Source organism: Paenibacillus sp. R14(2021) (assembly GCF_019431355.1).
Classification (GTDB): domain Bacteria; phylum Bacillota; class Bacilli; order Paenibacillales; family Paenibacillaceae; genus Paenibacillus_Z.
In genome coordinates this window covers 5458348-5471519 of the sequence record NZ_CP080269.1, presented here as the reverse complement: position 1 = coordinate 5471519, position 13172 = coordinate 5458348, and the positions used below count along the sequence as shown (strand labels likewise).

The following is a 13172-nucleotide window of genomic DNA, read 5'->3' as shown; positions in this document are numbered from 1 at the left end:
GGATCCCTTCCTACGGAGAAGGTTCCGTGCTTTTTGTTTGGGCTGCTGCCCCGGCGGTTCCGTTTTTGCGAAAGGCACCAGGCGTCGTTCCGGTTTCTTTCTTGAACGATTTGGAGAAGTGATGAATGTCTGCAAACCCGCAATACGCAGCGATTTCTTCCATCGCGTGATTGGAGCCGCTCAACAGCTCGCGTGCATGACGGATACGCAGCTGCATCAAGTATTGATGAGGGGGTAAGCCGAATTGTTCTTTGAATTTGGCGCTGAAGCGGGAAGGCGACAAATTCGCGCGCTGCGCCATTTCTTGCACGGACAGATGCTCCGATAGATGGAAGGACAGGAACGAGGTAATCCAGTTCAGCGGCTGGGGGGCGGATCGTTCCGCCTGCTTCAGGTCCGCCGTGTGATCCTCTAGAATTGTCAGCACCACTTCCGTCGCCAGCGATTGCGCGCGCAGCTGCATCAAGGGATCGCGGTGCTGCCAGCATTCCACCATTTCGATAAACAGGTCTCTGAATGGAATCGGCTGCTTCGGACGCAGTCTCACCGGTATGTCGATGCCCTGCAAATCATTCAAGCGCGGCTGGATAAGGTGACGGTAGGAAGTTAAGTCGACTTGCCCGCTTCGTGTCGGGAAGCGTTCCTCCCTTAGGGAATCGTAGAACACATCCAAGTGTGTGAAGGGCGTAATCGTATTCGTTCTGCCTTCCAATTCGTTCAGGCTTCCCGGTTGAATAAGACAAAATTCGCCGCTTCGAAATGCATACGGCTCCCCATCCACATGAAACAGGCACTCCCCCTCCTGCACATAGACCAGCAAATAGTCCAGAAGCCGCCGCGCTGCCATGCTCCATGGCTTGCGAACCGCAAAGTCTCCCTCTCGAATATAGGGAACAATCGGCTGCTTTGCCATCATTTCAGACAAATACATAGACTTTCCCCCTACGATTTACTCGGCATTCTGCAGCATTATTATACATCAAGTCCAGTTGGTTTTGACAAAACAATCAGCGGTTTGGTACAAAGCCATATTCCTTGCACAGGCCTACAATGAAGGCATAAGAGAAAGAACGATTCCTGTCCTTCAGGGGACAAACAAAGGAGAGCTGAATTGACCATGACAACCATAGCCGATTATGCCAAGCTGCCCGAGCTTCAATCCGATTATGCCCTTACCGAAGATGAGACCGCTGCCTACCGGAGAAATGGTCATATCTTACTGAAAGGGCTAGTTACTCCTGAAGAAATGAACGCGTATGAACCGGTCATTGCCGGCGTTGTCCGCGAGCATGACTACAACACGAAACCGGTCGAAGAACGGGATACGTACGGCAAAGCATTTATCCAAATCGGGAATCTGTGGCAGCTTAACGAAGGCGCTAGGCGCTTCGTCTTGGCTAGACGGTTCGCCAAGGTCGCCGCGGAGCTGATGGGCGTGGACGGCGTGCGCATTTACCATGACCAGGCGCTCTTCAAGGAACCGGGCGGCGGTTATACGCCTTGGCATCAGGATCAGGTGTATTGGCCGCTGGATACGCCGAATACCATCACGATGTGGATGCCGCTGGTCCCTGTCAGCGAAGCCGTCGGCTCTATGACCTTTGTTGACGGCTCTCAGCAGCTTGGCTATATGAGCCGCCAAGCGATTTCGGATGAATCGCATCGAACGCTGGGCTCCTATATTGAAGGCAAAGGTCTGCCGACGACGAACTACGGCGCCATGGCCGCCGGTGATGCAACGTTCCATGCCGGCTGGACGCTTCATTCCGCTCCGGGCAATCCGACAACCGCCATGCGCGAGGTCATGACGATTATTTATATTGCGAACGGCGTCCGCATCATCGAGCCCGACAGCCGTGCTAGAGAAAACGACTTGAAGGGCTGGTTTCCCGGGCTTGCCCCCGGCGATCTTGCCGCATCTGCGCTTAATCCGCTCGTGTACAAAGCCTGATCGGATTAACCACGCAGAAGGATGGATGTACCTTGCTCGGAACCCGAAACAACAAATGGCGTCACAAGGTTATGACCTTGTGACGCCATTATGCATTGTATTGGAAGTGCTCCGGTCCACAAGCAAGCTCATATGCACCTTGACTTGCGCTTGCGCCCATTCCTGCTATCCTACAGGCTAATTACTTTGCCAGTAGCTTGCGATTCGAATGCTGCCAGAATAACGGCAAGTGATTTGCGGCCTTCTTCGCCGGAAATGCTAGGCGGCGTGTTCGTCACGAGGCTTCCGATGAAAGCATCGATGACGCCGCTGCTTTCTTGTTTTTCATTCGTGCTGATCGCACCGACGTTGTGGCGCTCAACAGAGCCGTCGCGCAGCTCGACGATGATTTGATCGGTAGGATCTGTACCAATCTTCATTACGCCGTTCTCGCACCAGAGCACCGTACTGTTGTCTTCGCCTTTGTAGTACGTCCAGCTGGCAACAAGCGTGCCGATCGCGCCGCTCTTCATGCGAAGCAGGCAGGTTGCATTGTCGTCAACGTCCGTGCCTTCTTTGTCTAGCGTTCCAATAAAACCTGTTACTTGCGCAACTTCGTCGTTCAGCAAATAACGGATCAGGTCGGACTTGTGAACGCCAAGATCGCCCATCGCGCCCATGATCGCTTCCGGCTTGCGGAAGAACCAGCTGCCCTTGCCGTCTACGCTCCAGCGCTCAGGGCCGGGGTGGCCGAACGACGTACGGAACGTAAGCACGCGACCGAGGATGCCCGAGCTGAGAATGGCTTTCGCCTTCACATGCGGAGGCATCAGACGCTGGTTATGGCCGACCATGAGGTACACGCCGTTCTTCTTCGCTGCAGCGATCATCGCTGCAGCTTCTTCGTCAGTGGAAGCCATCGGCTTCTCTACAAGCACATGCGCGCCTGCATTCGCAGCTGCGATCGTCACTTCCGCGTGCAGGTAATTCGGCGTACATACACTTACCGCATCCGGCTTCACTTCACGCAGCATTTCCTTGTACGATGCGTAGGCCTTTGCTCCGTATTGGTCAGCCAGCTCTTGCGCACGTTCGAATATCGGATCGACGAAAGCCACGAAATTGACGTTCGGGTTTACGGCGTATTCAGGGATATGACGGCGCTGCGCGATCGCGCCGCAGCCAACAACGGCTACATTAATAATTGTCATGAGAAGATGATCGCTCCTTTAATTTCCTGCTTCGACAGGCGCTGTCTATTAAGCCTTGTGTCCGTTCGCTTTAAGCCATTCGATGCTCGTTTGCACGGCTTCGAGCGGCGGATTCTCGCAGCGATCCTGCTCGACAATGAGCCATTCCACGTTCGCTTGGTTGCCTGCTGCAATAATGTCGTTCAGCGGCAGATCGCCGCGGCCCAGCTCGACGGTATCGATTTGCTCGCCCGGCTTGCCTTTGCGGAAGTCTTTCAAGTGAAGCAGCGGCAGACGGCCGGCATATTTCGCGATATAAGCAAGCGGATCTTGACCGGAATACTGGACCCAGCCCATGTCCATTTCAACTTTAAGCAGGTCAGCCGGTACTTTCGTATACATGGCGTCGAATACGAATTCGCCGTCGATTTTGGAAGCGAATTCAAAATCATGGTTGTGGTACGCGAACTGCAGGCCTTCTTGGCGAAGACGCTCGCCGATGCCGTTAAATTTATCGATCAGGCCGCGCCAGAACGATTCGCCCTCTGCCACTTGATCCGCAGGAATCCATGGACAGACGACATACGTGGCTCCGATTGTTTTGAGATAGGCAATTTCTTCTTCCAGCTTCGTCTCCAGGTTGACCAAGCTGACATGGCTGCCGAATGCTTCTAAGCGAAGCTCTTGAAGCAAATCGCGCATCTCTTCAGCCGGCACATCGCCGTAGCCTGCGAATTCAACGCCCTCGTAGCCCATAGCTGCAACTTGGCGAAGTACGCCTTTGAAATCTTTAGCTGTTTCATCGCGAAGGGTATACAATTGCAAACCGATTTTCATTTGCGAATCTTCCTCTCAGATAGCGGACTGACGCTGGCATGCAGCCGCCGCATTGTAGTTTACCAATCTGACAATCATTATAGTGGAAAATGAGTGTTAACGGGATGTATTATATAGCCATGACATGTACAATATTGCTGCAAAGTGAGGTTTGTCCGAATGTCCGTTTCTACCTTTGCCGAAATCATGAGCTGCGGTTATTCCTACCATACGCAGCCCTTCCAAAATACCGATCCTGAAGGCCTGAACGCTTACCTGTTCCGCCTGCAGACCGAAGGCTCCTGCGAAGCGCTCGTCGACGGCCGCATGCAGCGCATCGAAGCCGGCGACCTGCTGCTCTTCAAGCCCGGCGATTCCTATCAGCTCAACGTGCTCGCACCTCATCGGGGGGATGCGGCTGCAGGATCATCAGGCATCTCGAGCGGCGACTATTACGTCATCTGCCGCGGAGAGTGGCTCGACGAATGGTGGAATCGCAGAGAACGCAGACAGAAGGTCAAGGTCGTGCCGGATGAACGCTGGCTGTCGATCTGGCAGGCGCTTATTCTAGAGAAACGCCGCTTCGAGGCGGAAGATCCGGAGCTCGCCGATTACCTGCTGCGGGCACTTTGCTTGGGACTCGACCGCGCGGTTGCGACGCAGTCCGTGCTGCAGGGCAAATCGTTCATAGCAACCCGGATGAAGAACTTTATTGACGAACAAGCCGCTGTCACCTTCACGGTGGCGGACGTCGCGGCGCATGTCGGCCTCAGCGTATCGCGCACCGTCCATCTATTCAAGGAATGCTTCGGCTTGACCATCATTCAGTATACCCAGAACGTCCGCTTATCCATGGCGATCGAACGGATCAAATACAGCAACCTGACGCTCGAGCAAATTGCAGAAACCTGCGGCTTCGGCAGCTATTCGTATTTCTACCGGGTATTCCGCCAGAAGTACGGCGTATCTCCGGCAGCCTATCGCGTCAATTAATTGACGCGAAGGAAGAGAGATAGAAGTAAAGAAGGAGATAGAAGTAAAGAAGGAGATAGAAGTAAAGAAGGGAACTGTCATTTAGACAGTCCCCTTCCTCTATGCGATCACGCTCATTCTACATCCGCTCGAAGAGCCCCTGCTTCTGATCGGAGGCAGCCATTTCCTTCACGATAAAATGCCGCTTCTTCCCCGTCGCCGTGTAGGGCAGACTATCGATGAACCGATAGTACCTGGGCTTCTTGTAAGTCGCGAGCATCGGGTGTTCACTGCAGTATTTGTTCAATTCCTTGGCCGTCAGCGTTTCGGCGGATTTCACGATATAAGCAACCACGACCTCCCCGCGGAGCTCGTCGGGCACGCCGACCACGAGCGATTCCTTAACCCCCGGGTGCAAATTCAGCACCTCTTCGATTTGAACGGGGTGAATATTCTCTCCGGACGAGACGATCATATCATTCTTGCGGCCGACAACGGTAACGAACTCATCCGCGTCCCATGTTCCCATGTCGCCGATGTAGATCCAGCCTTTGTAGAAGACCTTCTCGCTTTCCTCGGCATTGTTAATATAGGAATACGTCGTTTTGGCCGGCGCTCGCACGATAATTTCGCCGACCTCGGATCCGTCCTTGGCCACCAGGTCGCCCGGCTCCGCTCTGCGGCCCGGATATACCTTCACCACGGCAACCTCGTCATCGGTGCAGGCTCTGCCGGCTGTGCCTGCCATTCCCGGCAAGTCGTATGGCCGCAGGAACGTATTCCAGAATGCTTCCGAAGTACCGTATCCGTTGAAGATATTCGGCGTCAACCCTTCCTGGAACTTGATGGCGTCCTCTCGTTCCAGGGGTGCACCCATCGTAACGATCCCCTTCAGTCCCGATAAGTCGACCGGCTGCTTCTTCTGCGCGTCATACAGCATTTTGAGCATTGGAGGCGCACCGATTAAGAACGTCAGCGCATACTTCTCGGTATATTCCAGTACGGTCTTGGGATTGAAATACCTCAGTATGACGATCTCGCCCCCCATATAAAGCGTCGGGGTAGGACCGCCGGAGTGAAGGCCGCCGCGGTGAAACCACGGACTCATGTTCATCGTCTTGTCCATTGGACTGAGCGGAAAATGCATAGCTACGTCATGCGCAGACAGCACGTCGTTGATGTTATTTAACGGCACGCCTTTAGGTCTGCCCGTCGTCCCGGAGGTGTACAACCGGGTCGTCTCGTCATAAATATGACGGATCCTGCCCGTAACCGGCTCGCCCTCCGGTCTGTTCCAGATATAGTCGGCGTAAGCCGTATGTCCTTCGGGCGCCTTGTTCTCGCCGGTTAAATCGGCCATGACGATGCGGCGCGGCTTATGGCTGGCCATCGCCAGCGCTTGCTCCGCGGTCTCGCGGTTCTCGGCATCATAGATAAATACCGCCGGCTTGCTGTCGTCTATAATAGCTGCCGTCTCACCCGGAGAAAGTCTGAAGTTGATCGGACAATTAATGGCTCCGATCTTCTGCGGTGCGAGATAGGCGAAAACGAATTCAGCTGAATTCAGCAGCTGGTACATGACAACCTCGTTCTTCTCTACATCATCCTCAAGCAGCGCATGGGCAAGCCGGTTGACTTCCTCATTTAATTGCTCGTAGGTCCAAGTTCTGCCCCGCAAAGGGCAAGTCAATGCCGGACGATGGGCAAAACGATGCACATTGCGCAAAAAACCATGGATATAAGTGAATTCATGTTCAAACGTTTCTTTGAACATACGAACGTCATACGTATAATCGTCCAACATAATCACCCTTCTCTTCCAGTTATCGTTTGCTGGAACCGTCGTATCTTCCAACAATCAATGACGTATTCTGTCCGCCGAATCCGAAGGAATTCGACATTGCCGTTCGTACCGAGGCTTGTCTGGCACGGTTCGGAACGAAATCCAGATCGCAGCGAGGGTCCTTCTCCTCGTAGTTCAAGGTCGGAGGCAGCCAGCCCTCGCGGATGGCTTGGATGCAGGCGATCAATTCCGTCACGCCGCCAGCACCCATTAGATGTCCTGTTGCTCCTTTCGTCGAGCTCACCGGCAAATGCCGCGACCGCTCGCCGAAAACGGTTTGGAGCGCTTTCGTTTCAATCTCGTCGCCAAGCGGCGTCGATGTCCCGTGGGCGTTCACGTAGTCGATATCCTCGGGAGCCAGTCCCGCCTGCCGCAACGCCTGCTGCATGCAAAGAACCTCTCCCCGTCCTTCCGGCTCGGGGGAGGTTACATGATAAGCATCCGTACAATTCGCATAACCGAGAAGCTCTGCCTGGATATCTGCTCCGCGTGCCTCGGCATCCTCCAGCAGTTCCAACACAACAGCTCCCGCTCCTTCGCCCATCACGAAGCCGTCGCGGTTCAATTCGAACGGCCGGCTTGCCTTGGACGGCTCGTCGTTGCGTTGTGATAACGCCCGGGCAGAGGCCAGGCCGGCACCCATCAAGCCGCTCAGAATGGACTCCGCTCCAACCGCGACAACGACGTCCGCTTGCCCGGACCGCAGCAGCATAGCGCCCATTCCAATGGCATCCGCTCCAGAAGAGCAGGCGGTATTGATCGTATAGCTCGGACCTCTAAAGCCGTGAATGATGCCGATATGCGCAGCCGCTATGTTCCCAAGCAGCTTAGGCACCAGATGCGGAGTAACCCGGTAGCTCCCGCTCCGGGTTATTTGGTGCTGCGTATCGACGACGGTGGAAATCCCGCCCAGCGCGGTGCCAAGCACAATGCCGATGCGTTCCGGCGCTGCGGCCGGCTTGCTTTGTTCCAGGGCTTCCTTCGCGGCCGCGATCGCAAACTGCATGAATATGTCCGTCTGCCCCGCTATTTTCCGCGGCATGAAGTCCGCAGCCGCGAAATCCTTCACCTCTGCCGCAATTCTTACAGGCAGTCCACTGGCATCGAACCGGCTTATTTCCGAGATGCCGCTTGTACCCGCAAGGAGGTGAAACCAATAAGAGGACACCCCGATTCCGATCGGAGTGACCGCACCCATGCCCGTTATGCCTATTCGTTGATTATTCATGCATACCGTCTCTCCCGTCCGCGGGCATTCTCGCCCGTTGATCCGTAGGAGACCATTGTTTGGTCAAACGCTCCCACAGGTTCGGATATTTCCGCTCCAAATTAACAGGCTTTCCATTGCCCCCTATGTAGGCATGTGTTGTTGCTCCTTCGGCAGCGAGCTCGCCGTTAATCTTATATATCCGGTAAGCAAATGCCACTCGGCTGCGCGTAAAGACTGTCAGCGCCGTTTGCAGGACGATGCTTTCCTCCGGCCTCAGCATTCGCTTATATTGGCAGTCCGCCGTTAAGCACACCATGGATATCCCTGCGGCATGAAATGTTTCCATATAAGGGAAACCATAGGCGGCAAGCAAGCCGAACCGCCCGTTCGTGAACCAATCGAAGCTTCTGGCGTAGTAGGAAATCCCCGCCGCATCGCAGTCTCCCCATGTAACGACCATCTCCAAGTCCCATGACGGACCAGCTGGGATCATAGCCATTCCTCCATCTTCAAAAAGTTCCACTTTAATTATACGCCTGTGACTTTAATCATTTAAGTACCTTTAGTAAGAGAAGTTATGGATTCTTTTCGAATTATCATCATACAAGAATCACGTATCACAAGCTCGCAGCCGACTTCAAAATCATGAATCGCCCCCGGAGCTTGCTCGATGCCATGAATGAGCGCATTCGTCAAACGCTGCATCATCTCCTTGAAGTTCACCCGCACGGTCGTCAGCGCAGGGTGAACCATCGCGCTCAGCGGATGGTCGTCGAAGCCGATAATGGAAATATCCTCGGGAATGCGGAGCCCGTTCTCCTTGAACGCTTTCATCGCGCCGAAGGCCGCGCTGTCGTTAACGGCAATGAGCGCCGTCGGCAATTTGCCGGAACGCGCGAGCAATCCTTGAACGGCTTCATAGCCGCTGTTCTCGTGAAAGCTGCCGGCTAGTACCCAGTCGGAACGCAGCGGCAGCCCAATCGCCTGCATCGCCGAGACAAAGCCGGCATGCTTGGACGGCCCTGACGGCCGGTTCATATCACCGTTTATGACGGCGATATCGCGGTGTCCAAGCGACGCCAGGTAATTGACGGCGAGCTTCATGCCGGTTGTATTATCGAAGCTGGCCGCGATCCGGTTCGGCTCCGTCGAAGCTTCCCGCTTCTGATCCATGACCGCGACCATGAAGCCTTCCGCCGCCAGCGCTTCGATCAGCGGCTCCCTGCTGCGCGCTCCGATGAAGACACCGCCGTCAATGCGCCGCTGATAGAAAATATCTCTCACGTTTTGTACGGCCTCAGCATCCTCCATATCCCGAAGGATGCTTGTAAGTACATAGTAGCCAGCTGTCGAAGCCGCGTCGATAACGCTGGCAAGCAGCAGGTTCGTCAGCGCGTCGCCCACCTCGCCTTTCTCGATCAGAAACAAGCCGATCGTCTTGGCTGCCTTGCCGGCAAGCACCTGAGCGGATACATTCGGCACATAGTTGTACTTCCGGATGACTTTCATAACCTTCTCGCGCGTCTCGTCCGGCACGTTGCTGTAATTGTTAATCACCCGGCTGACCGTACTGCGCGAAACGCCTGCACGCTTGGCGATCTCCGTGCTGTTCATCGTTATATTTCTCATAGGAGGCGATCCTCATCTCTTATAAACACGCGTTCAAGCCTCATCGTAGCAGACTGGCTTGCGACGGGTCAAATCGTGCCGATACGCACGGTTGCCCCGAATTCCGCCATAATTCAGCTCCGCTTCCTGTATCCGTTTGGTCTCAAAATCCCGCTGTCCGACATCCGCGAACAGAACAGCCTCCACTTTTGCTTCTACCGGATTCAAGGGCATGTCACTGCCTCTTTGCATCGAATTACAACGTCTTCCAAGGGCGGCTCGTTTCTTTACGTCCGCCTTATTTTTCTCTATAATAAGCGATTAAAGAGGTGTAGCATGATTATTATAAAAACAAAAGACGAGATTGAGCAAATGCGCAAAGCAGGCGAGATTCTGGCAGCCTGCCATCGCGAAATCAAGACCATGATCAAACCGGGCATCACCACCATCGAGATCGACCAATTCGTCGAAAAATTTCTCAAGCAGCACGGTGCGACGCCGGAACAGAAAGGCTATAAAGGCTATGCCTTCGCAACTTGCGCTTCCATTAATGATGTGATCTGCCACGGCTTTCCCTCCGCTGCAGTGCTAAAGGAAGGCGATATCGTCACAATCGATATGGTCGTCAACTTGAACGGATGGCTGGCGGATTCGGCATGGTCGTATGCAGTCGGCCAAGTGTCCGAACAGGCGCAGCGGCTGCTTACCGTTACGGAAGAAGCCATGTACAAAGGTATTGAGCAGGCGGTTGTCGGCAACCGGATGGGCGATGTGTCGAACGCAATTCAGAAACATGCCGAGGCGCAGGGCTTCTCCGTCGTGCGGGAATTCATCGGTCACGGCATCGGCCAAGATATGCACGAAGAACCGCAAGTTCCTCATTACGGACCTCCAGGACGCGGCATTCGCTTGAAGGCCGGCATGGTCATGACGATTGAACCGATGCTGAACACGGGCGCATGGCAGAGCAAGATCGACAGCGACGGCTGGACCGCGCGCACGATCGACGGCGGACTATCCGCGCAGTACGAGCATACGATTGCGATTACTGAAGACGGTCCGATTGTTCTAACACGGCAATAACCGCTCACGCGGCGTTAACAACGAAACGGCCTTTCCCGCAGCTGCTGCAGGAAAGGCCGTTTTTGCTGCTATTGTTCGATCGGAATTCAGGCTTGCTCCGTCAAACATTTCTCGATAAGCGCCATTCGGATATACAAGCCGTTCTGGGCTTGCCTGAAGTATGCCGCACGCGGATCATCGTCCACCTCTGGATGAATCTCGCCGGCGCGCGGCAGCGGATGAAGAATGAGAGCTTGTCGTTTCATGAGCTCCAGCAGCTTGCGGTCGATAATATATTGCCCCTCCGCCTTGCTGTATTCCTCCGGCGAAGGAAAACGTTCCTTCTGGATCCGCGTCTGATAGAACACGTCTGCCGTCCCCGCAAGACCGGTCAAATCTGTCGTTTCCTCGTACGATACGCCCTTCTCGTCCAAATACTGCTTCACGTAGCTCGGAATGCGCACATTGTCTGGTGAGATGAAGGAGATATGCACATCGCGATAATTGGCTAATAAATAGCTGAGCGAATGGACCGTACGCCCATAGGTTAGATCCCCGATCATGGCGATATGCAGACCTTCTATGCCGCCGAACTCCTTCTGAATCGTATAGAGATCAAGCAGCGCCTGCGTCGGATGCTCCCCGGAGCCGTCACCGGCATTGATGACCGGAACGCCCGATACGGCCGCCGCGCGTTTCGCTGCGCCGATATCCGTATGCCGCATGACGATGAGATCGCTGTAGCCGGCTATGATGCGAATCGTATCCTCCAGCGTCTCCCCCTTGATCGTCGAGGAGAACTGGCTCGCATTCTCCGTGCCGATGACTCGTCCGCCCAAACGATGCATGGCGGATTCAAACGAGAACCGCGTCCGCGTGCTCGCCTCGAAAAACAGCGTGCTCATGATTTTGTTCGGGAATCGCTGAGCGCCGCCGCGCGCGGCCACCTGCTCCATTTCCTTCGCTGATCCGAAGAGTTTGTCCAGCAGTTCCCGGTCGAACTGCTTGGCACCCAGCACATGATACAATGTCGTCAATCCCGCTCAATCCCTTCCTGTCCTAATCGGCTTCCACTCCATCTGATTATATAAAAGACAAGACATACAAACAAACGCCGTTCACCCAATTATTAGCTTTTCTTCCGGATATTTAAGGTCCGGCCGTTTCTTCTTCGAGGTGAACATCGCCAGGAACAAGAACATCCCGATTCTTCCGATAAACATCAGAATGATTAGCGTGATCTTGCCTGAGCTGTTCAAGGAACTCGTTATGCCGGTCGATAACCCGCATGTCCCGAAAGCAGAGGTCACCTCGAACAGCACGGCGGACAAATCGTAAGCATGCGAATCCTGCATCAATACCGCGAAGCACCCTGCCATAACCAGCACGATGGAGATCGCGAAATACACGAAGCTTTTCTGTATGTCATCTTTGCCGATCGCGCGTCCCCACAAGCGGGCTTCCTTCTTGCCCTTGGCAAACATCACGATCGTCAGCACGATGACGGCAACCGTCGTTGTCCGAAGGCCTCCCCCGACGCTCGACGGGCTGGCCCCGATGAACATCAGCATGGAGATGAGCAGAAGCGATGCCTGATGAAGCGTAGAAATATCAATCGTCGTCAGCCCGGCGCTGCGGGAAGAGACCGATAGAAAGGCGGCATTCATGAGCTGCTGCCCAATCCCCATGCCGTCGAAGGAACGGCTCGCCTCCGTCATCCATAGGATCGCTGCGCCGCCCGTCAATAAGACGGCATGGGTCGCGATCGTCAGCTTCGTGAACAAGGAGAATCGGAACCGGGTTCCCTTCTCCCGGCGCAGATACTGCCACAGCTCTGCCAGCACAGGGAAACCGACCGCACCGAGCACGATCAGCACCATTGACACGCCCTGCACGAAATAATCATTGGCATACCGCATCAAGGAATCACCAAACAAATCGAAGCCTGCATTCGTAAACGCAGAAACCGCGTGAAACAAGCCAAAATAGAGCGCCTTCGCCGGCGAGGCCGTATATCCGGTCAAATAGAAATAGGCGGCGAACAGCAGCGTCCCCATCATTTCAATCGCCAGCGTCATGAGAAGCACGAGACGCATCAGCTTTACAAGCCCCGATAGCTGATACCGGTTCTGGTCAATCATAATGAGTTTGCGTTCGAACAGACCGATATTCTGGCCCATAAGGATCCAGAAGAAGCTTCCCAGCGTCATAATTCCGATTCCGCCGAATTGAAAGGCAACGAGCAGCACCGTTATACCGAACACGCTAAACGCAGCGTTCGTGGCAACCGTTGTCAGTCCCGTTACGCTGACGGCGCTGACGGAGGTAAACAAGGCGTCCAGCGGGGAGAGCGACGTGCCTTCCTTCCAGCTGATTGGAAGCATGAGAAGAAGCGCAATCAGCAGCATACCGATGAAATAGGCCGCAACCATAAGCTGCGCCGGAGATAGGATCGTCATGATTTTCCTTAGCATGATGGCTTTGTACCTCGTTCCTCTCAACCAATTTGATAGCCGATGCTTAAGCGGTCACCCGCCCTGG

Annotated in this window: 13 protein-coding genes; 3 read left to right on the top strand and 10 right to left on the bottom strand. The window is 54.5% G+C overall.

Going from position 1 to position 13172, the window contains the following annotated elements; genetic code table 11:
- Window positions 1-10 precede the first annotated feature (10 nt).
- A complete protein-coding gene (locus KXU80_RS25350) occupies window positions 11-931 on the bottom strand; it encodes an AraC family transcriptional regulator (protein ID WP_258171149.1) in 921 nt (306 codons plus the stop codon).
- A gap of 186 nt (window positions 932-1117) precedes the next feature.
- On the opposite strand from KXU80_RS25350, the gene KXU80_RS25345 reads away from it, so the two are divergent.
- Window positions 1118-1951: a phytanoyl-CoA dioxygenase family protein gene (locus KXU80_RS25345; protein WP_219835865.1), complete on the top strand. Its 834-nt coding sequence runs from the start codon at window positions 1118-1120 to the stop codon at window positions 1949-1951.
- A gap of 170 nt (window positions 1952-2121) precedes the next feature.
- Here KXU80_RS25345 and KXU80_RS25340 read toward each other — a convergent pair whose 3' ends face one another.
- Together KXU80_RS25340 and KXU80_RS25335 are read right to left on the bottom strand one after the other, a co-directional pair.
- The gene (locus KXU80_RS25340) at window positions 2122-3141 is read right to left on the bottom strand and encodes a Gfo/Idh/MocA family protein (RefSeq protein WP_219835864.1); all 1020 of its coding nucleotides are present in this window, start codon (window positions 3139-3141) and stop codon (window positions 2122-2124) included.
- Window positions 3142-3189: 48 nt separating this feature from the next.
- The gene (locus tag KXU80_RS25335; RefSeq protein ID WP_219835863.1) at window positions 3190-3957 is read right to left on the bottom strand and encodes a sugar phosphate isomerase/epimerase family protein; all 768 of its coding nucleotides are present in this window, start codon (window positions 3955-3957) and stop codon (window positions 3190-3192) included.
- A gap of 159 nt (window positions 3958-4116) precedes the next feature.
- Here KXU80_RS25335 and KXU80_RS25330 point away from each other — a divergent pair, with 159 nt between their 5' ends.
- Entirely contained in the window at window positions 4117-4929 is an 813-nt protein-coding gene (locus KXU80_RS25330) for an AraC family transcriptional regulator (protein ID WP_219835862.1), read from the top strand.
- Window positions 4930-5047: 118 nt separating this feature from the next.
- Here KXU80_RS25330 and KXU80_RS25325 read toward each other — a convergent pair whose 3' ends face one another.
- From KXU80_RS25325 to KXU80_RS25305, 5 genes are read right to left on the bottom strand one after another with little or no spacing between them, the layout of a single operon-like run.
- Window positions 5048-6712, bottom strand: a complete 1665-nt coding sequence (locus tag KXU80_RS25325; protein ID WP_258171148.1) for a class I adenylate-forming enzyme family protein — start codon at window positions 6710-6712, stop codon at window positions 5048-5050.
- 19 nt (window positions 6713-6731) lie between these two features.
- Window positions 6732-7979 (bottom strand): beta-ketoacyl-ACP synthase II, encoded by a 1248-nt coding sequence (gene fabF / locus KXU80_RS25320; protein ID WP_219835861.1) that lies wholly within the window; start codon window positions 7977-7979, stop codon window positions 6732-6734.
- The gene (locus KXU80_RS25315; protein WP_219835860.1) at window positions 7972-8454 is read right to left on the bottom strand and encodes an acyl-CoA thioesterase; all 483 of its coding nucleotides are present in this window, start codon (window positions 8452-8454) and stop codon (window positions 7972-7974) included. Before KXU80_RS25315 ends, fabF begins: the two co-directional genes overlap by 8 nt.
- A gap of 59 nt (window positions 8455-8513) precedes the next feature.
- Window positions 8514-9590: a LacI family DNA-binding transcriptional regulator gene (locus KXU80_RS25310; protein ID WP_219835859.1), complete on the bottom strand. Its 1077-nt coding sequence runs from the start codon at window positions 9588-9590 to the stop codon at window positions 8514-8516.
- Between the two features lie 33 nt (window positions 9591-9623).
- Complete coding sequence (locus KXU80_RS25305; RefSeq protein WP_219835858.1) at window positions 9624-9803, bottom strand: hypothetical protein; 180 nt, start codon at window positions 9801-9803, stop codon at window positions 9624-9626.
- Window positions 9804-9905: 102 nt separating this feature from the next.
- Here KXU80_RS25305 and map point away from each other — a divergent pair, with 102 nt between their 5' ends.
- The gene (gene map / locus KXU80_RS25300; protein WP_219835857.1) at window positions 9906-10652 is read left to right on the top strand and encodes a type I methionyl aminopeptidase; all 747 of its coding nucleotides are present in this window, start codon (window positions 9906-9908) and stop codon (window positions 10650-10652) included.
- An 86-nt stretch (window positions 10653-10738) separates the two neighbouring features.
- Here map and pyrB read toward each other — a convergent pair whose 3' ends face one another.
- Window positions 10739-11668 carry an aspartate carbamoyltransferase gene (gene pyrB, locus KXU80_RS25295; RefSeq protein WP_219835856.1) on the bottom strand — a complete coding sequence of 310 codons (930 nt, stop codon included), beginning with the start codon at window positions 11666-11668 and terminating at the stop codon, window positions 10739-10741.
- Window positions 11669-11749: 81 nt separating this feature from the next.
- Window positions 11750-13105: a TrkH family potassium uptake protein gene (locus KXU80_RS25290; protein WP_258171147.1), complete on the bottom strand. Its 1356-nt coding sequence runs from the start codon at window positions 13103-13105 to the stop codon at window positions 11750-11752.
- Between the last annotated feature and the right edge of the window lie 67 nt (window positions 13106-13172).

Coding starts and splice junctions, on each gene's coding strand:
- KXU80_RS25350 (WP_258171149.1), bottom strand. CDS start 931: ATGTATTTGTCTGAAATGATGGCAAAGCAGCCGATTGTTCCCTATATT.
- KXU80_RS25345 (WP_219835865.1), top strand. CDS start 1,118: ATGACAACCATAGCCGATTATGCCAAGCTGCCCGAGCTTCAATCCGAT.
- KXU80_RS25340 (WP_219835864.1), bottom strand. CDS start 3,141: ATGACAATTATTAATGTAGCCGTTGTTGGCTGCGGCGCGATCGCGCAG.
- KXU80_RS25335 (WP_219835863.1), bottom strand. CDS start 3,957: ATGAAAATCGGTTTGCAATTGTATACCCTTCGCGATGAAACAGCTAAA.
- KXU80_RS25330 (WP_219835862.1), top strand. CDS start 4,117: ATGTCCGTTTCTACCTTTGCCGAAATCATGAGCTGCGGTTATTCCTAC.
- KXU80_RS25325 (WP_258171148.1), bottom strand. CDS start 6,712: ATGTTGGACGATTATACGTATGACGTTCGTATGTTCAAAGAAACGTTT.
- fabF (WP_219835861.1), bottom strand. CDS start 7,979: ATGAATAATCAACGAATAGGCATAACGGGCATGGGTGCGGTCACTCCG.
- KXU80_RS25315 (WP_219835860.1), bottom strand. CDS start 8,454: ATGATCCCAGCTGGTCCGTCATGGGACTTGGAGATGGTCGTTACATGG.
- KXU80_RS25310 (WP_219835859.1), bottom strand. CDS start 9,590: ATGAGAAATATAACGATGAACAGCACGGAGATCGCCAAGCGTGCAGGC.
- KXU80_RS25305 (WP_219835858.1), bottom strand. CDS start 9,803: ATGCCCTTGAATCCGGTAGAAGCAAAAGTGGAGGCTGTTCTGTTCGCG.
- map (WP_219835857.1), top strand. CDS start 9,906: ATGATTATTATAAAAACAAAAGACGAGATTGAGCAAATGCGCAAAGCA.
- KXU80_RS25290 (WP_258171147.1), bottom strand. CDS start 13,105: ATGCTAAGGAAAATCATGACGATCCTATCTCCGGCGCAGCTTATGGTT.